The sequence below is a fragment of the Streptomyces sp. LaBMicrA B280 genome (genome assembly GCF_049222185.1).
Lineage (GTDB): Bacteria > Actinomycetota > Actinomycetes > Streptomycetales > Streptomycetaceae > Streptomyces > Streptomyces murinus.
In genome coordinates, this window is the sequence record NZ_JBMJCT010000011.1 from 401,545 (window position 1) to 423,380 (window position 21,836).

Here is a 21,836-nt window from a genome sequence, read left to right on the forward strand (position 1 = left end):
TCAGGCGCTGAGGCGCACCGGCAGCGAACTCATGCCGTGCAGGATGCTGGAGTAGATCCACTTCTCGTCCCCGACCTGCTCCAGACCGCCGACCAGCCGGCGCAGCCCGTCGAGCACCGCGCGGACCTCCATGCGCCCGAGGTGATGTCCCAGGCAGTAGTGGGTGCCGTAGGCGAAGGTGAAGTGCTTGTTCGGGGTACGGGCGAGGTCGAACTCGTCGGGTCGGTCGAAGACCGCCTCGTCCCGGTTGGCGGAGTAGATCCAGACGCTCACCACGTCACCGGCCTTGATCTGCTCGCCGTTGACGACGACGTCGCCGGTGGCGGTACGGCCGCCGTGCAGCGACGGCACGGTCCAGCGCAGTACCTCCTCGGTCGCGGTGTCGAGGTCGACGTCCCCGTTCTTCAGGGCGCGCCACTGGTCGGGGTGCTGGATGAGCGCGAGGACCGCGCCGGTGATGGCGTGCCGCCCGGTCTCGTCACCGCCGATCATGAGGCCGTAGCAATTGGCCATCATCTCCACGGAGTTGAGGGGGTCGCCGTCGATACGGCAGTTGGCCAGCAGGCTGACCATGTCGTCGTTGTCGCTGCCCACGCGTTCCCGGCACAGCTTGCTGAAGTAGAGGAGGATCTCGTTCTTCGCGATCCAGTTGTCCTCCGGCCGCGCGTCGGCGTCGTCGGAACTCCAGGCGTGCGCGGTCTGGCCGAGCAGGAACCTGCGGTCGGATTCGGGGATTTCGAGCAGGTCGCAGATGGCGCCGAGCGGCACGTTCGCCGAGACGTCGTGGGCGGCGTCGCACTCGCCCTTCTCCAGGGCGTCCAGCAACAGCCTGTCCACGCTCTGCTGGAGGGAGTGTTCGATGAGGTTCAGGGTGCGGCGCGAGAAGCCCTTGTTCAGCACGTTGCGGATCTGATGGTGGCGCACGCCGTCGGTGACCGCCAGCATGGTGCCGGACGCGGAGTCGCCTCCGGTGAGCAAGGTGGCCAGCGCGTTGCCGTTCTCGGTGGTGAAGTGGGCCTTGTCCTGGTAGACGCTGTTGACGTCGGCATAGCGGGAGATCACCCAGAAGCCGGGGCGGTCCTCTCGCGGGGGCTGCCAGTAGACCGGCCGGTTGGTCCGCAGATGGCGCCAGACCTCGTCCAGTTCGTTCTCGGCGTACAGATGCGGTGAGGCGAGGTCGATCCGGTCGATGTCCTCGGGACTGACCATGGGGCGGCTGGTCATCCGTCACTCCTTGCCGCCGCTATCGCGGCGAGTGCTTCGATGGTCGGGTTGTCGATGACGTCGCGCGGTGAGAAGTCCAGCCCGGCCTCCTGGGCCCGCTGGATGAAGAAGATGGCGAGGATGCTCGTACCGCCGAGTTCGAAGAAGCTGCTGTCGACACCGATCGACGCGCTCTCGAACAGCTCGCAGAAAATCTCGCAGAGGGCCTTCTCGGCCGGGGTGCTCGGCTCCCGGTGCCCGGTCCGCGGCAGGACGCCCGGCGCGGGCAGGGCCGCGCGGTCCACCTTGCCGTTCGGGCTGAGCGGCAGGGCGGCGAGCGTCGAGTAGACGGCCGGGACCATGAAGTCGGGCAGACTGCGCAGCATGTGTTCGCGCAGTTCGGCGGGGGTGGGCGCGGCGCCCTCGACGGGCACCGCGTAGGCGGCGAGCTGCGGGACCCCGTGGTCGGTGCGCAGCACGGCCACGGCCTGGGCCACCTGTGGGTGCCGGCCGAGTACGGCCTCCACCTCACCGAGTTCGATCCGGAAGCCGCGGAGCTTGACCTGGTCGTCCGCCCGGCCGTGGAAGAGAAGCTGCCCGTCGGAGCGCCGCGAGGCCAGGTCACCCGTGCGGAACATGCGCGCGCCCGGCGCCCCGAACGGGTTGGCGACGAAGCGCTCGGCGGTCATGGCGGGGCGGTTGAGGTAACCGCGCGCCAGCCCGGGGCCCGCGATGAACAGTTCCCCGATCTCGCCGACCGGTACCTGGCGCAGCTCGTCGTCCAGGACGTGCGCTTCCAGCCCTGGCAGGGGGCGGCCGATGGTCACCTCGTCACCGGCCGAGAGGGGGCCGGTCATCGTGGCGCAGACGGTGCCCTCCGTCGGACCGTACGCGTTGAGCAGCCGCACCCGCGGGGCCCAGCGCTCGACGAGGTCCGGCGGACATGCCTCGCCCGCGACCACCAGGGTGCGCAGCGCGGGGAAGCGCCTGGGGGCGACCGTCAGGGCGGCGGTGGGCGGAAGCACGGCGTGGCTGATCCGGTGGTCCAGCAGAGCCGCTTCGAGGGTGTCCGCCGCGAGGGTGCCGGCCGTCGGCACGATCAAGGCCGCGCCGCTGGTGAAGGCCGCCAGCAGTTCGGTCAGGAACGCGTCGAAACTCGGTGAGGCGAACTGCAGCACCCGGCTGTCCGGCTCCACGGCCATCCCGGCGACCTTGGCGGCCGCGAGCGCCGCGAGCCCGGTGTGGGTGACGGCGACGCCCTTGGGGCGGCCGGTGGAGCCGGATGTGTAGATGACGTAGGCAAGGTGGTCCGGGAGCAGCGGGGCCGTCCGCTCCTCCGGTGCGACGTCCGTCCCCTCGGCCCCGCGCAGCCGGTCGAGGAATCGCGGGTCGTCGACGACGAGGCGCGGGACGGTGAGTTCCGGGGAGAGGGCCGCGCGCGACGCATCGGTCGTGCAGAGGAGCGCGGGCGCCGCGTCCTCGATGATGTAGGACGTCCGCTCCGCCGGATAGGCGGCGTCGACGGGCAGGAAGGCGGCTCCCGCCTTGGCTGTGGCCAGCACGCCGATCACCATCTCGGGCGACCGCGGCAGCGCCAGCCCGACCAGCTTTTCCGGGCCCGCTCCGTGCTCGATGAAAACGCGCGCCAACCGGTTCGCGCTGGCGTTCACGTCCGCATAGGAGAGGGTTGTTCCTTCGGAGATGATCGCGGGATTGTGCGGGAACTTCCGTACCGTCCGTTCCCATAGCTCCACAAGAGTTCGCAGCGTCAATTCGCTAACCTCCGGGAAATATAACTTCATCAGATGGGCAGCCGTCATCGCGCTTTCCGCCCGGCTGTTTTCGGCCAGCGCAAAGCGACGCGATCAGGCGTCTTCCGCGCATCAGGAAGGGCCGCCGAAGCGTTCGGATGCAGGTCGCGTCACGGGCGCGTCATGGGCGCCACGGACACGTCATGGAGTGAAGCGTGCAGAATCCACTGCCGGCCTGAAAGAGGACAGGACTCGGGCGGCCGCGCCTCGCGCCGGCACATGTGGGGAGATGGGCGTCCGGGACGCCTACAAGCAGAACCTGCCGTCCCGCTGCCAAAGCAGCAGAACCGTCCCCCGTGTACTGCGTGACATTCCCCCGTCCCCCTCTGCTTCAAAGCGGTGCACCCTCGAACCCGGGGTCGCCGCTTAGTTTCATTAGGCCGTCACTTTATTTCACAACCATCAGGCCGACGTCAACGGTGATCATTACGTGCCGAAGCCCGACCCCGGCCCGAACAGCTCGACGCGACTTCGGCTTTGCGATTTCTTTCACCTTCGGCAACTCCGCGCGCATTACCGAAGCGGAGCCGAGGCTGCCGCCCGGTTTACGCTGTTCACGTGGCAGTTTACGGCGTTACACGAGTGTCCGGCGGCGGCGCGGAGCGGCCGGGAGCGCGGCGGGGCGGTGTGCATCGCGGCGGCTTTCGTCCAGCGCGGGCAAAGCCTCGCAAAAACCGAGCAAAGCGGGCGGCGCACGGCCGATACCCGCCCCCACGGGGGCCCGTGGGCGTCCGGCGGCACCCGGGCCGCACCCGGAAGACCCGGGCAGCCGGGCAGCCGGGCAGCCGGGCAGCCGGGCAGCCGGGCAGCCGGGCAGCCGGGCAGCCGGGCAGAAGAAGAGGCCCAGACCGGTTCGGCCTGGACCTCGGTGGAGCCCCCTGTCGGATTCGAACCGACGACCTTCGCTTTACAAGAGCGGCGCTCTGACCAGCTGAGCTAAGGAGGCCCGTCGCGCGTGCTGCGCGGACGTGCCTGTGCAGTGTACCCACGTCACCTCGTGGGCCCGGCGAAAATTTCCGCGAAGTTCACCGTCGTCCATGTACTGACAGATCGCGTGAACGCCGGGTACCGTCTCGAAACGGTTCACTCGCGTGGACTACACCAACCACCTTCCTACAACGGATCGTCCGGCACGTTCCTGCCGGTAGAAGGGGGCCCCTTCACCATGGCCACTGTCACGTTCGACAAGGCGACCCGGATCTACCCGGGTTCCACCAAGCCCGCCGTCGACGCGCTCGACATCGCGATCGAGGACGGCGAGTTCCTCGTCCTGGTCGGCCCGTCGGGCTGCGGAAAGTCCACCTCGCTGCGGATGCTCGCGGGTCTGGAGGACGTCAACGGCGGCGCCATCCGCATCGGCGACCGCGACGTCACCCACCTGCCGCCCAAGGACCGGGACATCGCCATGGTGTTCCAGAACTACGCGCTCTACCCGCACATGTCGGTCGCCGACAACATGGGCTTCGCGCTCAAGATCGCCGGTGTCAACAAGGCGGAGATCCGGCAGAAGGTCGAGGAGGCCGCGAAGATCCTCGACCTCACCGAGTACCTCGACCGCAAGCCGAAGGCCCTGTCCGGCGGCCAGCGCCAGCGTGTCGCGATGGGCCGCGCGATCGTGCGCGAGCCCCAGGTCTTCCTCATGGACGAGCCGCTGTCCAACCTGGACGCCAAGCTCCGCGTCTCCACCCGCACCCAGATCGCCTCGCTCCAGCGCCGGCTCGGCATCACCACCGTCTACGTCACCCACGACCAGGTCGAGGCCATGACGATGGGCGACCGGGTGGCCGTCCTCAAGGACGGTCTGCTCCAGCAGATCGACACCCCGCGCAACATGTACGACAAGCCCGCCAACCTCTTCGTCGCCGGCTTCATCGGCTCCCCGGCCATGAACCTGGTCGAGGTCCCGATCACCGACGGCGGCGTGAAGTTCGGCAACAGCGTGGTGCCCGTCAACCGCGAGGCCCTCAAGGCCGCCACCGACAAGGGTGACCGCACGGTGACCGTGGGCGTGCGCCCCGAGCACTTCGACGTCGTGGAGCACGGCGGCGCCGCCGCGGCCTCCCTCACCAAGGACGCCGCGGACGCCCCGGCCGGCCTCGCCGTCTCGGTGAACGTCGTCGAGGAACTGGGCGCCGACGGCTACGTGTACGGCAGCGCCGACATCGACGGCGGCCTGAAGGACCTGGTCGTGCGCGTGAACGGCCGCCAGGTGCCGGAGAAGGGCGCCACCCTGCACGTCGTGCCGCGCCCCGGCGAGACCCATGTGTTCTCCACGTCCACCGGCGAGCGCCTGTCCGACTGAGCACCGTCCGGACACCGTCCCGGCAGAGGGCCCCGCGATACGCCGCGGGGCCCTCTTCGCATGATCGTTCCGGCGCGAGCGTCAACCCCCTACCCCGAAAACCGCACTTTCTCATCCCCCGTAAGGGTGACGGAATGTCCTCGCGTCATTACCGGCCGCTACCCTCACACGCGTGAAGCACTCCATCACCACTCAGACGCGACGCAGCCACCGGGGCCCTGCCCGCCGGGTCGGCCGCTCCCTCGCCCTCGCCCTGCCCGTCGTCCTGGTGCTCTCGGGAACCCTCGCGGTCACCCGGGTCAACTGGACCGGAAGCCCCGCCGGCTCGGTGCTCACCGCCTCCGACATCACGTCGGTGCAGTCCGCGCCCAAGACGGTCGCCCACGCCCCCGAGGACGTGCTGCGCGACCGCCTGATGAGCGAACTGCACGAGAAGAACCCGGGCGTGGTCCTCACCCACCTCCAGGAGGCCGTCAACGGCCATCCCTCGCTCGCCCGGCACTGCACCTCCATCGCCCGCTCCCTCGGCCGGGCCGCGGTGCGCATCTACGGCGCCTCGCGCGCCCAGTCGTACGCGCGCCCGGTGTGCGACACCTCCTTCGCGACCGGGGTGCTGGCCGCACGCGGCTGAACCCGGCCCGGGGCGCCACGTACAGTGCGGGTCATGACCCATCCGAACGCCGCGTCGCGCCCCACTCAAGCCGTGATCCTGGCCGGCGGCCAGGGCTCCCGGCTGCGCCCGTACACCGACGACCGGCCCAAGCCGATGGTCGAGATCCCCGGCACGGGCACTCCGATCATCGGCCACCAGCTCGCCTGGCTCGCCGAGGAGGGTGTGACGGACGTGGTGGTCTCCTGCGGCCACCTCGCCGAGGTCCTCCAGGACTGGCTGGACTCGGCACAGCTGCCGGTCTCCGTGCGCACCGTCGTGGAGACCGAGCCCCTCGGCCGCGGCGGCGGCCTCAAGTTCGCCGCCGCGCACCTCCCCCACCCGGACCGGCCCTGGTACGCCACCAACGGCGACATCTGGACCCGCTTCTCGCTGCGGGACATGGCCGACTTCCACACCGAGCGGGACGCCGTGGCGACGCTGGCGCTGGCCCGGCCGCGGATCCCCTGGGGCGCGGTGCGGACCGACGGCTTTGGACACATCACGGACTTCATCGAGGCCCCGCCGTCCACGTTCGAGATCAACGCCGGTGTGTACGTCTTCTCGCCGGAGTTCACCACCCTGCTGCCCGAGCGCGGCGACCATGAGCGCACGACGTTCCCCGGGCTCGCCCGCGAACGGAAGCTCGCGGGCTTCCCGTTGCCGCAGGGCGCGTACTGGCGGGCCATCGACACGGCGAAGGATCTGACGGAGGCGGCCAAGGAGTTGGCGGCCCTGGGCCGGTAGCCGGGCGAGCGTCCGCACAGAAACAGCGCACAGAAACAGCGCACAGGAACAACGCACAGGAACAAGGGTCCCGGCACCTTTCGCGGTACCGGGCCCCTTTCCTGTCGCCCTGCTCAGCCCAACAGGCCGCCCAGCACGCCCGGTTGGCCCGTGGAGGCGCCGCCGCTCGACGTGGAGGTGCCGCCCGGGGAGGAGCCGCCGGAGGTGGTGGAGGTGCCACCGGTGCCGGTCGGGCCCGCCGTGGTGCTGGGGGCGCCGCCGGTGGGGGCGGACTGACGGGACGGGATCCGGCCCGTGGTGCCCTGGGTCGCGCTCGGGGTGGTGGTCGTACCGCCCGCCGTGCGGTTCGCGCCCGGGGTGGTGGCCGAGCCGGAGGGGCTCGCGCCGGCCGTGGCGCCGCCCGAGGGGGAGGTGGGCGCGGACGGGGTGCGCCGGTGCCCGGTGCCGGGCTCGCCGGGGAGCGGGGAGCCGGGGACGTTGTTGCGGGGGGCCTCGCCGGGGCCGGGGACGACCACCCGGCTGGAGTCGCGGACCGCGCCGCCGAGCAGCGAGCCCACCAGCAGGGTGAGGCCGACGGTCACCGCGGTGATCAGGGCGCCGCGGCGCAGTACGTAGCGCCGCAGCTCCCAGATGTCGGAGCGGGGGCCGAGCCGCCGCCAGGCGCTGCCCGCGAGACGGCCGTCCACCGAGTAGACGGGGGCACCGGCGATGATCAGCGGGGACCAGGCGGCCAGGTAGATGATGTCCGGGGCGTCGTACGCCGGGACCGTCTTCCAGCTGACCGTGACGATCAGCGCGGCCGACAGCAGCACGCCGACCACCGCGGCCACCCGCTGCCAGCAGCCGAGGACCGTCAGCACGCCCACCACGACCTGGAGGAAGGCGATCACCAGGCCCGAGCCGACCGGGTGGTGCAGCGCGAACTGGCGCAGCGGCTCGGCGACCTCCCACGGGTGCAGGGTGTTGAGCCAGGTGACCATGGAGCCGCGCTTGCCGCCGTCGAAGTAGACGGGGTCGCACAGCTTGCCCATGCCGGCGTAGATCGAGATGAAGCCCAGGAAGATCCGCAGCGGGAGCAGCACCACGCCGAGGTTCATCCGGCGGCCGGGGTAGTAGGCGTGCCGGCCCAGGTCGTCGGCGCCGCGCCGCAGGGGGCGCGGGGTGTCGAGGTCGTCCTCGTCGTCGGCGGCGTAGGGCGGGAACGACTCGGTGGGCTCGTCGCCGTACTCGTCGTATCCGTCGTACCCGTCCTGGCGGCCGAAGTCCGGTCGCGGGTACGGCGGTTGGTCGTACGAGCCGCTGCGCATGTGCGGCAGGAGGCGGGTGCCCCCGTCGTCGGCGGAGGTGCGCTGATGGCCGACGACGGGGGTCTCGACGGTCTGGTCCAGCGCGTCGTACGTCTCGTCGTACGTCTCGTCGTAGCCGGTGGTGCCGACGCGCGGGATGACGCGGGTGGCGCCGGTGTCGGGCTCCTCGGCATGGCGGACGATGCTGCCCCGCACGGCCTGGAGGAGCCGGTGGGCGCCGGTGTCGTCGGGCGCGGAGCGGCCGCTCCACACGACCGGACGGCGACGGCCGGCACCGGCCCGCGCCGCCTGGCCCGCGACGGGCATCCGGGCGGTGTCCTGGGCGGCGCTGAGATGGCGGGCGATCCGGGCGGACCGGGTGCGCCCGGCCGTCCCGCCCAGCTGCACGCGGAAGCTGGCGTGGTTGACGATGATCTGCGCCGGGTCGCTCGGCACCTTCACCATGCTCAGCGCGGGAGCGTCGTCGAATCCCGACGAGCGGTCCCCCGTGGGTGTGCGGGGTGTTCTGGTGTCCACACTCATCTAACCGAGTGACGTGGGGATAGGACACTGCTTTGACCGGCCGGATGTGTCCGGGCCCCGTCAAAGCAGCGTCGAACGCCATATGGACGCCGGAATTCCCGCGTAAGGGTGAAGTTCCGGACGGGTGTTCAGACCCGTCGGCGTGGCGCTTCGGCCGCCACGCCGCTCCCGTCAGCTCCGCCTACGGGATGCCTCGTAGAGCACGATGCCCGCGGCCACACCGGCGTTGAGGGACTCGGTGCCGCCCGGCATCGGGATGCGGACGCGGTAGTCGCAGGTCTCGCCGACGAGCCGGGACAGGCCCTTGCCCTCGCTGCCGACCACGATCACGACCGGGCCCGACAGGGCCGCCAGCTCGCCGATCTCGGCCTCGCCGTCCGCGGCCAGGCCGACGACCGCGACGCCCGCCTTCTTGTACTGCTCAAGGACGCGGGTGAGGTTGGTGGCGCGGGCCACCGGGGTGCGGGCGGCCGCACCGGCGGAGGTCTTCCAGGCACCGGCGGTCATACCGGCCGAGCGGCGCTCGGGCACGACCACGCCATGGCCGCCGAACGCGGAGACCGAGCGGACGACCGCGCCGAGGTTGCGCGGGTCGGTGACCCCGTCGAGCGCGACGACCAGCGGGTCCGCGCCCTCGTCGGCGGCGGCGTCGAGCAGGTCCTCGGGGTGCGCGTACTCGTACGGCGGGACCTGGAGGACCAGACCCTGGTGGTTCAGGCCGTTGGTCATGCGGTCCAGCTCGGGGCGCGGCGCCTCCATGAGGTTGATGCCGCCGCGCTCGGCGGCGAGCTGGAGGGCCTCGCGGACGCGCTCGTCGTTGTCGATGAACTGCTGCACATAGAGGGTCGACGCGGGGACGCCCTCGCGCAGCGCCTCGACCACCGGGTTACGGCCGACGACCAGCTCGGACGCCGACTTGCCGCCGCCCCGGCGCGGCTGCGGGCGGCCGCCCTGCGCGCGGCGGACCTTGGCGGCGGCGGCGCGCTGCTTGACGTGCCCCTTGCGCATCTCGGCGGGCGGGGTCGGGCCCTTGCCCTCCAGGCCCCGGCGTCGCTGGCCGCCACTGCCGACCTGCGCGCCCTTCTTGCCGGACATGCGGCGGTTGTTCGCGGCCATGAGTCACCTGTTCCGTGAGCTTTGTTCGTACGTACGTCTTATGCAGTGTGCCGCCCGGGGGGCCGGGCGGCACAATCGATCAAGGGGCGCCCGCGCCGGGTCAGCGCGCGCCCAGGGTCCAGCGCGGGCCCTGCGGGCTGTCCTCGATGGCCAGTCCGGCCTGGGCGAGCTGGTCGCGGATGGCGTCGGCGGTGGCCCAGTCCTTGCGGGCGCGGGCGGACTCGCGCTGGTCGAGGACGAGCCGTACGAGGCTGTCGACGACCCCGTGCAGGTCCTCGCTCTCCTCGGACGCCCCGGCCCACTGCTCGTCCAGCGGGTCGAGGCCGAGGACGCCGAGCATGGCGCGGACCTCGGCGGAGCGGGCGACCGCGGCGTCCTTGTCGTCGGCGGCGAGCGCGCTGTTGCCCTGGCGGACGGTGGTGTGCACCACGGCGAGGGCCTGGGGGACGCCCAGGTCGTCGTCCATCGCCTCGGCGAAGGCGGGCGGGACCTCGGCGGCGGGCTCGACGGTCTTGCCGGCCAGCTCGGTCACCCGCTGCAGGAAGCCCTCGATCCGGCCGAAGGCGGCCTCGGCCTCGCGCAGGGCCTCCTCGCTGTACTCGATGGTCGAGCGGTAGTGCGGGGTGCCCAGGTAGTAGCGGAGCACGATGGGGCGCCACTGCTTGACCATCTCGGAGACCAGCACGCTGTTGCCGAGCGACTTGGACATCTTCTCGCCGCTCATGGTGACCCAGGCGTTGTGCACCCAGTACCGGGCGAACGCGTCGCCGAAGGCCTTGGCCTGCGCGATCTCGTTCTCGTGGTGCGGGAAGATCAGGTCGAGGCCGCCGCCGTGCACGTCGAAGACGGAGCCCAGGTACTTGTGGGCCATCGCCGAGCACTCCAGGTGCCAGCCGGGGCGGCCGCGGCCCCAGGGAGTCTCCCAGTCGGGCTCGCCGGGCTTGGTGGCCTTCCACATGGCGAAGTCGCGGGGGTCGCGCTTGCCGGTGATGCCCTCCTCGGTGGGCTGGCGCATCTCGTCCAGGTCCTGCTTGGACAGCTCCAGGTAGTCGGGCCAGGAGCGGACGTCGAAGTAGACGCTGCCGTCGGCCTCGTAGGCGTGTCCGCGCTCGATGAGGGTGCGCATCATCTCGACCATCTCGGTGACATGGCCGGTGGCGCGGGGCTCGTAGGTCGGCGGGAGGCAGCCGAGGGCGGTGTAGCCGTCGTTGAACGCTCGCTCGTTCTCGTAGCCGATGGACCACCACGGGCGGCCCTGTTCCCGGGCCTTGGTGATGATCTTGTCGTCGATGTCGGTGACATTCCGGACGAACGTCACCTCGTAGCCGCGGTACTCGAACCAGCGGCGCATGATGTCGAAGTTGAGGCCCGAGCGGATGTGCCCGATGTGCGGGGCCGCCTGCACGGTGGCACCACACAGGTAGATCGAGACACAGCCCGGCTTGACCGGGTCGAAGTCACGGATCTGCCGGGCGCTGGTGTCGTACAGGCGAATAGTCACCACTCCAGAGTAGTGGTCGCGACCGGGTGCCTCACGCCCCTTCCCCGGTTTGTGCCGCCTCCAGGCTGTGAGACGGAGCGCCGCCGTACACGGGTCTCAGACAGGCAGGCTCCAGGACGGCCCTTCGGGGCTGCCGAGCCAGACCCGTTGGGTGCCGTCCGCCTCCACCGTCATGCCGAAGCCGGACAGCGTGGGTGAGCCCGCGTTCTGCCAGATGGTGAGGGCGCCTTCCACCTGGTCCCACAGCCGGAGCGGACCATGCTGGTGCACGGTCCACCCCTCCCCCGCGGGCTCGGTCCATGCCTGGGATCCGGTGGCGACGTCCGCCAGGATCACGCCCGTACCGGTGGTCATGAGCTCGGCGGACGGCGCGGCGAGCTGGGCGAGGAACTGCCCGGTCCAGTCCTCCAGGAGCGCGGGCTTCACCCGGGTGGGGCGAGTGCTGCCCGGGTGCTGATGGAAGGTGGGGCGGGGCGGTCGTTCGTGGGGGCGGGCGAGCATGTAGCTGATCCGGTCGGTGTGGAAGCGTCCGGTGGCCGTTCCGTCGTCGTGGACGGTGAGGCGGACGAGCCCGGAGGCCGGAAGCCATCCGCCGACGGTGGTGGTGACGGTGCCGCCGTCGCGTACCTGGTGGAGCCAGGCCGGGGGGATGTGGCGCACGGCGCAGGTGGCCACGATGTGGTCGTATGCGGCGCCGTCCCGGTGTCCGGCGAGGCCGTCACCGGTGAGGAGAGCGGGGTGGTGGCCGACCGCGTGGATGCGATCGGCCGCTGTGGCGGCGAGGTGAGGGTCGTACTCGATGGAGTACACGTTCTTGTCGCCGAGGCGAGTGCACAGGATGGCGGTGGAGTAGCCGGTTCCGGTGCCGATCTCCAGCACCTTGTCGCCGTCGCCGATACGGGCGACGTCGAGCATGCGCACGATCAGGGAGGGCAGCGTGCTGGACGAGGTGGGGCGGCCGGTGACCGGGGCGGTGGCGTCGGCGGCGGCGGCGATGCCGTCGACCTGGGTCACCCAGGTGGTGTCCTGGTGGACGAGGCGCAGCCACTCGGCGGGGTCGGTCCGGTCGCGGTGGAGGGGGGTCCAGCGATGGCCGTCGAAGCGGAACAGGCCGTCACCGATGAAGAGTTCACGGGGCACGGTCTCCAGGGCGGTGCGCCATGCCGGGTCGTCCACGGGGACGGCGGCCGCGAGTCGGCGGCGCAGGTCGTCGGGGTTGGTCATGCGGGGGCTCCGTGCTGTAGCTGGTCGGCGATGGCGCGGGTGATCGGGGCGGTGATGCGGTCGGGGAACCAGGCCCATTGGCCGTTCGGGTTGCACTCGTACCAATGCCACCGGCCGTCGTGGTCCAGGCCGAAGTCGAAGGCTCCGAAGACGAGCCCGAAGGCGTCGAGGTAGGCGCGGACGCTCTCGGCGATCTCGGGCGGGACCGGTACGGCGGTGTAGGTGAGCTGGTCGTAGTGGCGGCGCCAGTCGATCCCGGGCGAGCCGCTGATACGGACGGCGCAGAGATGGTCACCGACAGCGGTCAGACGGATGTCGGCGGTCTTGCCGACGCGCTGCTGGAAGAGGTGGGCGGTGTGACGTACCCGCTGGTCGATCTGGCTGGGGGTGACGTCCTCGATCCAGACCGTCAGCGCGCGGCCGGTGCTGTCGGTGTACTCGGTCTCCCGGAGCGGCTTGTAGATCACGGGCCCGTGCTCCGCGATGAAGGCGCGGGCGCGGTCGGGGTCGTTGGTGACGAGCGTGGGCGGCACGGTGAAACCGGAGACGGCGGCGGCGGCCAGTTGCGCCGGTTTGTACTCGGCGTCCCGGTTGCGCCATGGGTGGTTCAGGTAGTGGGCACCGGGAAGGGCGGCGAGGACGCCGCCGAGTCCGTAGCGGGTTTCTTCGACGCTCCATCGTGCGGCCGGGTCGTCCATGGCACGGTCGGCGGTGTAAGGGGTGGGCCGCCGCCAGTACACCGAGCGGACGTTCCCCACGTCGAGGGTGCGGGAGGCGGTGGCGAGAGTGCCACCGGGCCCGATGCTGTCGAAGGTGCTCGACAGACGGATCTCGGCGGGGAAATCCCCGGGGTCCAGACGGACCACCGGCACGCGGCGCAGGTTCAGTTCACCGATCACACCGTCCGCGGTGGCGTCGTCCAGACGCGTGACGACGAGGACGGGCGGCCCACCCGGGGCCATCAGTCGGTGTCGCCGTTCTGGTCGCTGCCCTGGTCAGGAGTGCCGTCCAGACTGGTCTTCGTGCTCGTCTCCCGCGACGTCTCGGACCGTTTGTGCCTGGTCTCCACCGCCAGGGGCGTCCCGTCAGGGGCGACCCAGGCGGGAACTTGCGTACCCGGGTCGAGGAACGGCCGGGCGGCGGGGAGGACCGCCGCCGCGGGGTAGGGCCGCATACGTCCGAGTCCCCAGGGCTTGACCTGATCCGGTGATGCTGAGGGCTGCATGGGTCTCCTCGTCTCTCAGACGGTCCGGCGGTGACGCCCACCGCCGGGGGTTCGGGATGATCAGTGACGACGCCGTCCCCTCACGCATCGGCCAGTAGCTCGGCCCAGACCGTCTTACCGGTGCGGGACGGCCGCACCAGCCAACGGGCCGCCAGTTCGTCCACCACCGCCAGCCCACGACCGGACTCCGCGCCGTCGGCGGGCTCCCGGCGTACGAGCCGTCGCCCCGACGGGTCCGCGACCGACACCCACACCGTTCCTGGCCCGGGACGCTCCAGCGTCAGACGGCAGTTGCCCGGCCCCTCCGGCGGCGCGCAGGCCGGGCGAGCGTGTCGCACCGCGTTCGTCACGAGTTCCGAGACGACCAGCACGACGTCGTCCGTCATGCCCACGAGACCCCAACACGCCAGCGTGGTACGGACGCTCGCCCGCGCCACCGCCACCGACGAGGGGCGAAGAGGCAACGTCTGCGCGTAGCCGGGTACGGGCCCCGTCAGAGGCCGCAGGACAGATGGTGTGGAGCGAGCCGTCGTGGTCATCGTCGCCTCTTCGTCGTCTTCTGCCCGCCCGGCCCTCCGGGAGTGAGCGCCGAGCGGCCGGTAATCACTCAACACCTGTGCGCGACCACGGGTAAGCGAGCACAGTGGACGGTGAGTTGCACAGGTTGCACACGCTCGGGGGTCACGATGGGACGACAGTCACTCATGCCGAACGACGTCCTGGCGGCGCTGATGCGAGAGGGGAACATCCAGAACGACCAGCTGGCACGCCGAGTCAATGCCGCCGGCACCGAACTCGGCCTCAGCCTGACCTACACCAAAACGGCCGTCTCGCAGTGGTTGAAAGGGCACCGGCCGAAGAGAGAAGCGCGCCCTGCCGTCGCCGAAGCGCTCTCACGTCTGCTCGCGCGGCCCGTCACGTCGGCGGAACTCGGCTGGGACAGCGACACCGCCGAGCCCCCGGCCATGGGGTCGGGAATCGTCGACCTCGGAAGGGCTGACATGGACCCGTCCCGGCGCGCCGTGCTCGGCGCGGGCCTGTACTCGGCGGCACTGGCCATCCCCCGTTACGACGACATCGCAGGCCGGACAGATCATGTATCGGCCGGTCCCACCACCCGTATCGGCCGGTCCGACGTGGAGACCGTGAAGCGGATGACGGAGCGGATCGCGGACATCCTCGACGACCTCGGGGGTGGCCATGCCCGTCCCATGGCAGCGGCGTTCCTCGTCAACACCGTGGGGCCCTATCTGCGTGCGGACGGAACGCAGGAGGTGAAGCGCGCGATGCGGGCCGCGGCCTCGGATCTCACGTACCTCACCGGGTGGATGGCCATGTACGAGCGCCAACACGGGGTCGGCCAGCGGTACTACGTGACGGCGCTCAAACTCGCCGGCGCCGCCGAGGACCATGTGACGTACTGCCGCACCCTGCGCGGTATGGCGTTGCAGGCGTCGAACCTGGGTCACGGCCCGAAGGCCCTCGAACTCGCCGACTCGGCCGCGCAAGCCGCCCCGGCCTCAGGGCCGCGCCTGGTGGCGTTCCTGCGCGGCCAGCAGGCGCACGGGGCTGCCATGGTCGGCGACCGGCGGCAGGCGTTCGACCGGCTCCGGGAGACCGAAGAGGCGCTCTCGCAGGCCGACGGCCGCAACGACCACCTCGGCGGTTACGACCGCGCTGCCTACGAGTTCCACCTCGCCCACGTTCTGTGGGAACTCGGTGACCGGCCCGGATCGGTCAAAGCCCTGCGCCGGTCCGGCAAGGCGCGTCCTTCCGGCGAGCGGCAGGGCCGCGTGCACGCCACCGGTCTCCTCGCCACCCGGCTCATGGAGATGAGGCACGTGGAAGAGGCGTCCCGGGAGTGGAACTCGTTCCTGGACGACTACACCGGCGTCAGCAGCGCACGGGGGGACGAACACTTCGCGACCCTGCGGGCTTCCATCCGGCCGTACGCATCGCTACCGGCCGTACGTGCGCTGGACGCGCGGGCCCGCGACGTGGCCCGGCAGAAAACGGCAGCCTGACCGGCAGGACGGCGCCCTCCTTCCACCCGGAAGGAGGGCGCCGTCTCGTGTCCGACGGACGAGGGTGAAGACCTCAGAGCCGTCCGACCACCTTGCGTGGGGTGATCCGGACGACCACCCGTTCCGCGTCCTGTGCGGACTCCGGGTTGAACTCGGCGTACTTCTTGCCCGTGTACTTGAGGCTCAGCTCGTCGATGAGGGACTGGCCGCCGTCGGTGGTCAGTTCGGCGGTGCCGCGGAGTTCGGCGTACTCGTAGGGCTGGTCGGGGTTCATGACGACGACGGTGACGCGGGGGTCGCGGTCGAGGTTCAGCTTCTTGCGGCGGTCGACCGTGGTGGAGAAGAGGAGGTGCTCGCCGTCGCGCTTCACCCACACCGGGGACATCTGCGGGCTGCCGTCGGGCTGGAGGGTGCCGACGACGATGAACACCTTGCCGTCGAGCAGGGACTTGAGCCGGTCGGACAGGGCGGCGGACATGGGTACCTCCGAAAGGCCGCGGACGGTGACTCTCCGGATACCCTCGCACGCTCTCGGCTCACCCGCACCAGGAGGCCGCGGGATTCAGGCCGCCCGCGCCACCAGCGCCGTCGCCACCGCCATCAGCCCCTCGTCGCGCCCCGGGAAGCCGAGGCCGTCCGTCGTCGCGCCGGAGACCGACACCGGCGCGCCGGCCGCCTCGGAGAGGATCTTCTGGGCCTCGTCGCGCCGCTTGCCGATCTTCGGGCGGGGGCCGATCACCTGCACGGCGACATTGCCGATCACGAAGCCCGCCGCGCGCACGATCCGCGCGGCCTCGGTGAGCAGCGTGACCCCCGACGCGCCGGACCACTCGGGCCGCCCGGTGCCGAAGTGCTGCCCGAGGTCGCCGAGCCCGGCCGCGGAGAACAGCGCGTTGCAGGCGGCGTGCGCGACCACGTCCGCGTCGGAGTGCCCGGCGAGCCCCGGTCCCTCGCCCTCCCACTTCAGGCCCGCGCACCACAGCTCGCGGCCCTCCTCGAAGGCATGGATGTCGGTGCCGATGCCGACCTGGGGCAGCACCGTCCCGGTGGTCTCAGTAGCCATCGTTGAGCCTCCTGCGGGCCAGGACCGCCTCGGCGAGGACCAGGTCCAGCGGTCGGGTCACCTTGAACGCCTCCTCGTGGCCGGGAACCGTCACCACGGGCAGGCCGAGCTGCTCCACCATGCTCGCGTCGTCCGTGACGTCCTCGGTCACGGTCTCGTGCGCGCGCACCAGCGTCGCCCGGTCGAACCCCTGCGGCGTCTGCACGGCCCGCAGCCGGGCCCGCTCGGGCGTGGCCACGACCGGCTCGGGCGCGCCGGGCTCGGTGGCCGGCTCGACCTCCTTGACGGTGTCGGCCAGCGGCAGCGCGGGGACGACCGCCGGAGCGCCGTCGCGCACGGCCTCGATCACCGCGTCGACGGTGTCGACCGGGACCAGCGGGCGGGCCGCGTCATGGACGAGGACGACGCCGTACTCGGGCGGTACGGCCGCGAGGCCGAGCGCCACCGACTCCTGGCGGCTCTCGCCGCCGGGCACCACCACGAAGTCGGTGCGCTCGGGCAGCGCGTGCGCGTCGAGCAGCGACTTCACCTCGCCGGGGCCGTCCGCCGGGGCGACCACGACGACGAGCGAGACATGGCGGGAGGCGGCCAGGGAGTGGACCGCGTGGATGAGCATCGGCGTGCCGTTGAGCGCCCGCAGCGCCTTGGGCGCGCCCGGTCCGAGCCGTACGCCGCGGCCGGCGGCCGGAATGACGGCGGCGACGGGGGCCTGCGCGGGCGCGGAGGGCGGCCCGGTGGGCGAGGGACGCGATTCGTCAGACATCGGTTCCTGTCAGGTTTGTGTGCTCGACCTAGTTGGGTATGGCCTTCAGGAGCGCCGGGCGCAACGCCTTGACCGGACCCTTTCCGTGACCCTGGTCGAGCCGTCCACCCCGGCCCGGCACATCGAGTATCGGGGGCCCGCTTCCGTTTTCAGGGGCTTTCCGGGGGGTACGCCACAGACGGCGCCGCGGGGACGAACATGCCGCAGCGCCCGGCGACAGAATCGAGTGTCATCGGGCACCGCGGCATTTTCGCTGTGCTGAGAATGCTGTGCTGAGAATATGGCTGAGATGTGCGAGAGCACCGTGTGAGCGTGCGGGGAGTGGGGGCGAGGGGCAGGACCGATCAGAACATCAGCCGTTGACCGGGGTTCGCCGCCCACGGCACGGGCACGTCAGGAGGCGAGCACCTCGTCGAGCAGGGCCTCGGCCTTGTCCTCGTTCGTGTTCTCCGCGAGAGCCAGCTCGCTCACCAGGATCTGGCGGGCCTTGGCGAGCATGCGCTTCTCACCGGCGGACAGTCCGCGCTCACGCTCGCGACGCCACAGGTCACGCACGACTTCCGCGACCTTGATGACATCGCCGGAGGCGAGCTTCTCCAGGTTTGCCTTGTAGCGACGGGACCAGTTCGTGGGCTCCTCGGCGTACGGCGCGCGCAGCACCTCGAAGACCCGGTCGAGTCCGTCCTGACCGACCACATCACGCACACCGACGAACTCCGCATTGTCCGCTGGCACACGCACCGTGAGGTCACCCTGGGCGACCTTCAGCACCAAGTAGGTCTTGTCCACGCCTTTGATCTGGCGAGTTTCGATGGCCTCGATCAGCGCGGCCCCGTGATGGGGATAGACCACGGTGTCGCCAACCTTGAACGTCATGTGACAGGTACCCCTTCCGTGGCTATCCAGGGTAACACGGATACGGCGTCTTCTGAATGGCGTTTTCGCAGGTCAGGGCATATCTCGGGGCTTGACAACAGCAACCGGAACGTGCTGCGAAGGCCCTCCGGGAGCGGGTATTCGCAGGTGGGAGGGGCTGTCCGTACAGGGCGAAACGCGTACGCCGGGCACCTCACGGGCACACTCCAAGTGGGCGAACGTCCCGATTTGTCCGGTTCCTAGCGTACGACTTCCGCTACTCCGTTCGGAGGCCGCGGGCCCATGTGGACCGTTTCCAAAATTGATCAGTGACGGCCGGACGGGTGATCCGTTGATCAATTTCGGGGCGGCCGTACATTCCTTCACGGAAATTTTGCGCGCGGTTATGCGAATGGCGTACCGCGACCTCGGCAAAGTGGCCGAAGAGACCGTTGTGACCGCTGAGGCACCTGAGGTGTTGTCCGGGCCGCGTACCCCCACCTGGCGGGAAGCCCGGCGCAGGGGGAGGGTCGGGTGCGATCGCGTGGGAACGGCTCGGTAACCTGAAGCCGCTGACAGACACTTAGGGTGGCTTTACAAGGAAGCCGCCCCTGCGTTAGGAGTTGCCGCCGCCGTGAGCAGCAGCCTTCGACGCGGCGCCCTCGCCGCTTCTGCCATTGCCTTCTCGATCGCCTCGCTCGCCGCCTGCGGCGCCGGCAACGACTCCCAGACCCTTGAGGTCAAGCCGGACAACGCGGCGACCAGCGTCGGCGACATCAAGGTCCAGAACGCCCTGGTCATCACCCAGCCGGACCCGAAGGCGACCGGCCCGGCCGTGGTCTCCGCGACGCTGTTCAACTCGGGCACCACCGACGAGACCCTTCAGTCGATCAGCATCCCGGGCACCAGCGACACCGTGAAGCTGACCCCGGCCAAGGGCGGCAGCCTGACCGTCCCGGCGCTGGGCTCCCTGGTCCTGGGCGGCCCGAACAACGCCTCCGCCGAGATCCCCGGCGGCCACCAGAGCGTGCAGGACGGCAACGCCCAGCCGGTCACCTTCACCTTCAGCAAGGCGGGCGCGGTGAGCCTGCGCGCCTTCGTGGTCCCGGCCACCAGCTACTTCGACAAGTGGGGCCCGTCCAAGGTCCCGGCCGCCCCCACCGGCTCCCCGGCCGCCGGCGCCACCGCCTCCGGCAGCGCCAAGCCGGGCAAGCACGAGGGGGCGAACCCCTCGTCGAGCGCGAGCACGGGCACGACCGGCGCCACGGGCACCACGGGCACCACCGGCACCACGGGTGGCGACGTGACCCCGAGCGACTCGGCCTCCCAGTCGGCCGGCGCGGGTCACTGAGCGGTCGTACGACCCCGGCCGCCGAGCGGTCGTACGACCGGCCGCTGAGCCGTCGTAGAACGCACGGACGACGCGAAGGGCGGCACCCTCTCGGGGGTGCCGCCCTTCGCGTTGTCGTCCGTGGCCCTCGATCGACGACGGCCCTCGGTTTACGGCTCGAACTTGTAGCCCAGGCCGCGCACCGTCACCAGGTAGCGCGGGGCGCCCGGGTCCGGCTCGATCTTCGCGCGCAGGCGCTTGACGTGGACGTCCAGGGTCTTGGTGTCGCCCACGTAGTCGGCGCCCCAGACCCGGTCGATCAGCTGCATCCGGGTCAGCACCCGGCCGGCGTTGCGCAGCAGCATCTCCAGCAGGTCGAACTCCTTGAGCGGGAGGTCGACCTTGGCGCCGCCGACCGTCACCACGTGCCGGTCGACGTCCATGCGGACCGGACCGGCCTCCAGCGCGGCCGGGGTGACCTCCTCCGGCTCGCCGCGGCGGCGCAGCACCGCGCGGATGCGGGCGACCAGCTCGCGGGAGGAGAAGGGCTTGGTGACGTAGTCGTCGGCTCCTATCTCCAGCCCGACGACCTTGTCGATCTCGCTGTCCTTCGCGGTCACCATGATCACGGGGACGTTCGAGCGGCCGCGCAGCTGGCGGCACACCTCGGTGCCGGGCAGGCCCGGCAGCATCAGGTCGAGCAGGACGAGGTCGGCGCCGTTGCGCTCGAACTCGTCGAGGCCGTCGGGGCCGGTGGCCGCCACGGCGACCTCGAAGCCCTCCTTGCGCAGCATGTAGGACAGAGCGTCGGAGAAGGACTCCTCGTCCTCGACGACGAGCACTCGGGTCACGGAAGGACCTCCGGGGAGGGAAGCGGTTCGTACGGGGATGGCTCGGTGGGACCGACCTCGTCATCAAGGCCGGGGTCCGGGTGCTGGAGCGCGCGGTCGCGGGCGGCGGCCGCCTCCGGCAGCCTGAGGGTGAAGGTGGAGCCCTGGCCTTCGGCACTCCAGACCGTGACCTCCCCGCCGTGCGAGGCGACCACGTGCTTGACGATGGCGAGACCCAGGCCGGTGCCGCCGGTGGCCCGGGAGCGGGCCGGGTCGACGCGGTAGAAGCGCTCGAAGATGCGCTCCTTGTCCTTGTCCGAGATGCCGATGCCCTGGTCGGTCACGGCCAGCTCGATCATGTCACCCCCGGGGGCGCTCACCCGACGGGCGGCGATGCCCACCCGGGTGCGGGCCGGGGAGTAGTTCACCGCGTTCTCGACCAGGTTGCCGAGGGCGGCGGCCAGCTGGCCCCGGTTTCCCCAGACGTGCAGGTCGGCGGTGCCGCCGGCGGCCATGGTGATCTGCTTGGTGCCCGCCTGGTGGCGGCAGCGGTCCACGGCCTCGGCGACCAGCTCGTCCACCTGGACGGACTCGGCGTCCTCCAGGGGGTCGTCGTTCTGCACCCGGGACAGGTCGATGAGCTCCTGCACCAGGTTGGTCAGCCGGGTCGCCTCGATCTGCATCCGGCCCGCGAAGCGCTCCACGGCCTCGGGGTCGTCGGAGGCGTCCATGACGGCCTCGGACAGCAGGGAGAGGGCGCCGACCGGAGTCTTCAGCTCATGGCTCACATTCGCCACGAAGTCGCGTCGTACGGCCTCGATCCGGCGGGCCTCGGTCAGATCCTCGACCAGCAGCAGGACCAGGCGGGAGCCGAGCGGCGCGACCCGCGCGGAGACGGCGAGGGCCTCGCCGCGTCCGCTGCCGCGCCGGGGCAGATCCAGCTCGACCTGGCGTATCTCACCGTCACGCCGGGTGTCGCGGGCCATCTGCAGCATGGGCTCGATGGAGAGTTTGCCGCCGCGCACCAGCCCGAGGGCGTAGGCGGCGGAGCTGGCCTTGACGACGGCGTCGGCCTCGTCGAGGACCACTGCGGAGGAGCGGAGCACCGAGAGAACGGTGTCCACGCCGGGCGGGAGTACGGGATCGGTGTGCAAGGAAGTCCTGGTCGGTCGCTTCTGGTCGCGTTCGCTCCAGCGGAACGCCAGCATGGCGATGACACCGGTGAGCACCCCGGCGATCGCTGCCGCTGCGGCGACCGCCGCGTTCACGTCCATGCATCCAGGTTAGGCATGGTGGCCGACCTACCCACAGCCGATCGGGTGCGACCTCGAACACTCGTCGCCCAGAGTTCACCTAGGGGCCAG

20 protein-coding genes and 1 tRNA gene are annotated in these 21,836 nt (G+C 70.9%); 5 read left to right on the top strand and 16 right to left on the bottom strand.

Going from position 1 to position 21,836, the window contains the following annotated elements; genetic code table 11:
* The 3 genes from ACLF5H_RS12105 to ACLF5H_RS12115 form a co-directional block, all read right to left on the bottom strand.
* Complete coding sequence (locus tag ACLF5H_RS12105) at window positions 1-1,224, bottom strand: cytochrome P450 (protein ID WP_421676063.1); 1,224 nt, start codon at window positions 1,222-1,224, stop codon at window positions 1-3.
* Window positions 1,221-3,023: a non-ribosomal peptide synthetase gene (locus tag ACLF5H_RS12110; protein WP_421676064.1), complete on the bottom strand. Its 1,803-nt coding sequence runs from the start codon at window positions 3,021-3,023 to the stop codon at window positions 1,221-1,223. The genes ACLF5H_RS12105 and ACLF5H_RS12110 overlap by 4 nt, the downstream gene beginning before the upstream one ends.
* A gap of 860 nt (window positions 3,024-3,883) precedes the next feature.
* A tRNA-Thr gene (locus tag ACLF5H_RS12115) sits at window positions 3,884-3,960 on the bottom strand.
* A 219-nt stretch (window positions 3,961-4,179) separates the two neighbouring features.
* Between ACLF5H_RS12115 and ACLF5H_RS12120 the strand changes: the two genes are divergently transcribed.
* From ACLF5H_RS12120 to ACLF5H_RS12130, 3 genes are all read left to right on the top strand, one after another.
* Window positions 4,180-5,316 (top strand): ABC transporter ATP-binding protein, encoded by a 1,137-nt coding sequence (locus ACLF5H_RS12120; protein ID WP_128790643.1) that lies wholly within the window; start codon window positions 4,180-4,182, stop codon window positions 5,314-5,316.
* A 172-nt stretch (window positions 5,317-5,488) separates the two neighbouring features.
* Entirely contained in the window at window positions 5,489-5,947 is a 459-nt protein-coding gene (locus ACLF5H_RS12125) for a hypothetical protein (RefSeq protein WP_421676065.1), read from the top strand.
* Window positions 5,948-5,980: 33 nt separating this feature from the next.
* Window positions 5,981-6,712, top strand: a complete 732-nt coding sequence (locus ACLF5H_RS12130; protein WP_037653395.1) for a nucleotidyltransferase family protein — start codon at window positions 5,981-5,983, stop codon at window positions 6,710-6,712.
* Window positions 6,713-6,825: 113 nt separating this feature from the next.
* On the opposite strand, the gene ACLF5H_RS12135 is transcribed toward ACLF5H_RS12130, so the two are convergent.
* From ACLF5H_RS12135 to ACLF5H_RS12165, 7 genes are all read right to left on the bottom strand, one after another.
* A complete protein-coding gene (locus ACLF5H_RS12135) occupies window positions 6,826-8,541 on the bottom strand; it encodes a DoxX family membrane protein (RefSeq protein WP_421676066.1) in 1,716 nt (571 codons plus the stop codon).
* A 171-nt stretch (window positions 8,542-8,712) separates the two neighbouring features.
* The gene (rlmB, locus tag ACLF5H_RS12140; RefSeq protein WP_421676067.1) at window positions 8,713-9,657 is read right to left on the bottom strand and encodes a 23S rRNA (guanosine(2251)-2'-O)-methyltransferase RlmB; all 945 of its coding nucleotides are present in this window, start codon (window positions 9,655-9,657) and stop codon (window positions 8,713-8,715) included.
* 100 nt (window positions 9,658-9,757) lie between these two features.
* Complete coding sequence (gene cysS / locus ACLF5H_RS12145) at window positions 9,758-11,158, bottom strand: cysteine--tRNA ligase (RefSeq protein WP_421676068.1); 1,401 nt, start codon at window positions 11,156-11,158, stop codon at window positions 9,758-9,760.
* 96 nt (window positions 11,159-11,254) lie between these two features.
* On the bottom strand, window positions 11,255-12,382 hold the full coding sequence (tgmC, locus tag ACLF5H_RS12150; protein ID WP_421676069.1) for an ATP-grasp peptide maturase system methyltransferase: 1,128 nt from the start codon (window positions 12,380-12,382) through the stop codon (window positions 11,255-11,257).
* Entirely contained in the window at window positions 12,379-13,344 is a 966-nt protein-coding gene (tgmB, locus tag ACLF5H_RS12155) for an ATP-grasp ribosomal peptide maturase (protein ID WP_421676070.1), read from the bottom strand. Before tgmB ends, tgmC begins: the two co-directional genes overlap by 4 nt.
* The gene (gene tgmA / locus ACLF5H_RS12160) at window positions 13,344-13,556 is read right to left on the bottom strand and encodes a putative ATP-grasp-modified RiPP (protein ID WP_421676071.1); all 213 of its coding nucleotides are present in this window, start codon (window positions 13,554-13,556) and stop codon (window positions 13,344-13,346) included. Before tgmA ends, tgmB begins: the two co-directional genes overlap by 1 nt.
* A gap of 131 nt (window positions 13,557-13,687) precedes the next feature.
* Window positions 13,688-14,146: an ATP-binding protein gene (locus ACLF5H_RS12165; RefSeq protein ID WP_421676072.1), complete on the bottom strand. Its 459-nt coding sequence runs from the start codon at window positions 14,144-14,146 to the stop codon at window positions 13,688-13,690.
* Between the two features lie 165 nt (window positions 14,147-14,311).
* Between ACLF5H_RS12165 and ACLF5H_RS12170 the strand changes: the two genes are divergently transcribed.
* Window positions 14,312-15,631, top strand: coding sequence for a hypothetical protein (locus ACLF5H_RS12170; RefSeq protein ID WP_421676073.1), 1,320 nt, complete (start codon window positions 14,312-14,314; stop codon window positions 15,629-15,631).
* A 73-nt stretch (window positions 15,632-15,704) separates the two neighbouring features.
* Here ACLF5H_RS12170 and ACLF5H_RS12175 read toward each other — a convergent pair whose 3' ends face one another.
* From ACLF5H_RS12175 to ACLF5H_RS12190, 4 genes are all read right to left on the bottom strand, one after another.
* Window positions 15,705-16,109, bottom strand: a complete 405-nt coding sequence (locus ACLF5H_RS12175) for a PPOX class F420-dependent oxidoreductase (RefSeq protein WP_421676074.1) — start codon at window positions 16,107-16,109, stop codon at window positions 15,705-15,707.
* An 84-nt stretch (window positions 16,110-16,193) separates the two neighbouring features.
* Complete coding sequence (ispF, locus tag ACLF5H_RS12180; RefSeq protein WP_421676075.1) at window positions 16,194-16,694, bottom strand: 2-C-methyl-D-erythritol 2,4-cyclodiphosphate synthase; 501 nt, start codon at window positions 16,692-16,694, stop codon at window positions 16,194-16,196.
* The gene (gene ispD / locus ACLF5H_RS12185) at window positions 16,684-17,457 is read right to left on the bottom strand and encodes a 2-C-methyl-D-erythritol 4-phosphate cytidylyltransferase (RefSeq protein ID WP_421676076.1); all 774 of its coding nucleotides are present in this window, start codon (window positions 17,455-17,457) and stop codon (window positions 16,684-16,686) included. The genes ispF and ispD overlap by 11 nt, the downstream gene beginning before the upstream one ends.
* A gap of 393 nt (window positions 17,458-17,850) precedes the next feature.
* Window positions 17,851-18,333 carry a CarD family transcriptional regulator gene (locus ACLF5H_RS12190; RefSeq protein WP_003953493.1) on the bottom strand — a complete coding sequence of 161 codons (483 nt, stop codon included), beginning with the start codon at window positions 18,331-18,333 and terminating at the stop codon, window positions 17,851-17,853.
* 613 nt (window positions 18,334-18,946) lie between these two features.
* Here ACLF5H_RS12190 and ACLF5H_RS12195 point away from each other — a divergent pair.
* Window positions 18,947-19,663 carry a DUF461 domain-containing protein gene (locus ACLF5H_RS12195; RefSeq protein WP_421676077.1) on the top strand — a complete coding sequence of 239 codons (717 nt, stop codon included), beginning with the start codon at window positions 18,947-18,949 and terminating at the stop codon, window positions 19,661-19,663.
* A 149-nt stretch (window positions 19,664-19,812) separates the two neighbouring features.
* Here the strand turns inward: ACLF5H_RS12195 and ACLF5H_RS12200 are convergent, their stop codons facing one another.
* On the bottom strand, window positions 19,813-20,493 hold the full coding sequence (locus tag ACLF5H_RS12200; RefSeq protein ID WP_037653407.1) for a response regulator transcription factor: 681 nt from the start codon (window positions 20,491-20,493) through the stop codon (window positions 19,813-19,815).
* Window positions 20,490-21,746 carry a sensor histidine kinase gene (locus ACLF5H_RS12205; RefSeq protein ID WP_128790652.1) on the bottom strand — a complete coding sequence of 419 codons (1,257 nt, stop codon included), beginning with the start codon at window positions 21,744-21,746 and terminating at the stop codon, window positions 20,490-20,492. Before ACLF5H_RS12205 ends, ACLF5H_RS12200 begins: the two co-directional genes overlap by 4 nt.
* Between the last annotated feature and the right edge of the window lie 90 nt (window positions 21,747-21,836).

Excerpts from the sequence above, each read along its gene's own strand:
- ACLF5H_RS12165 (WP_421676072.1), bottom strand. The coding sequence starts at position 14,146 with ATGACCACGACGGCTCGCTCCACACCATCTGTCCTGCGGCCTCTGACG.
- tgmC (WP_421676069.1), bottom strand. The coding sequence starts at position 12,382 with ATGACCAACCCCGACGACCTGCGCCGCCGACTCGCGGCCGCCGTCCCC.
- ispF (WP_421676075.1), bottom strand. The coding sequence starts at position 16,694 with ATGGCTACTGAGACCACCGGGACGGTGCTGCCCCAGGTCGGCATCGGC.
- ACLF5H_RS12190 (WP_003953493.1), bottom strand. The coding sequence starts at position 18,333 with ATGACGTTCAAGGTTGGCGACACCGTGGTCTATCCCCATCACGGGGCC.
- ACLF5H_RS12120 (WP_128790643.1), top strand. The coding sequence starts at position 4,180 with ATGGCCACTGTCACGTTCGACAAGGCGACCCGGATCTACCCGGGTTCC.
- tgmA (WP_421676071.1), bottom strand. The coding sequence starts at position 13,556 with ATGCGGCCCTACCCCGCGGCGGCGGTCCTCCCCGCCGCCCGGCCGTTC.
- ACLF5H_RS12170 (WP_421676073.1), top strand. The coding sequence starts at position 14,312 with ATGCCGAACGACGTCCTGGCGGCGCTGATGCGAGAGGGGAACATCCAG.
- ACLF5H_RS12175 (WP_421676074.1), bottom strand. The coding sequence starts at position 16,109 with ATGTCCGCCGCCCTGTCCGACCGGCTCAAGTCCCTGCTCGACGGCAAG.
- tgmB (WP_421676070.1), bottom strand. The coding sequence starts at position 13,344 with ATGGCCCCGGGTGGGCCGCCCGTCCTCGTCGTCACGCGTCTGGACGAC.
- ACLF5H_RS12110 (WP_421676064.1), bottom strand. The coding sequence starts at position 3,023 with ATGACGGCTGCCCATCTGATGAAGTTATATTTCCCGGAGGTTAGCGAA.
- ispD (WP_421676076.1), bottom strand. The coding sequence starts at position 17,457 with ATGTCTGACGAATCGCGTCCCTCGCCCACCGGGCCGCCCTCCGCGCCC.
- ACLF5H_RS12205 (WP_128790652.1), bottom strand. The coding sequence starts at position 21,746 with ATGGACGTGAACGCGGCGGTCGCCGCAGCGGCAGCGATCGCCGGGGTG.
- ACLF5H_RS12135 (WP_421676066.1), bottom strand. The coding sequence starts at position 8,541 with ATGAGTGTGGACACCAGAACACCCCGCACACCCACGGGGGACCGCTCG.
- rlmB (WP_421676067.1), bottom strand. The coding sequence starts at position 9,657 with ATGGCCGCGAACAACCGCCGCATGTCCGGCAAGAAGGGCGCGCAGGTC.
- ACLF5H_RS12130 (WP_037653395.1), top strand. The coding sequence starts at position 5,981 with ATGACCCATCCGAACGCCGCGTCGCGCCCCACTCAAGCCGTGATCCTG.
- ACLF5H_RS12105 (WP_421676063.1), bottom strand. The coding sequence starts at position 1,224 with ATGACCAGCCGCCCCATGGTCAGTCCCGAGGACATCGACCGGATCGAC.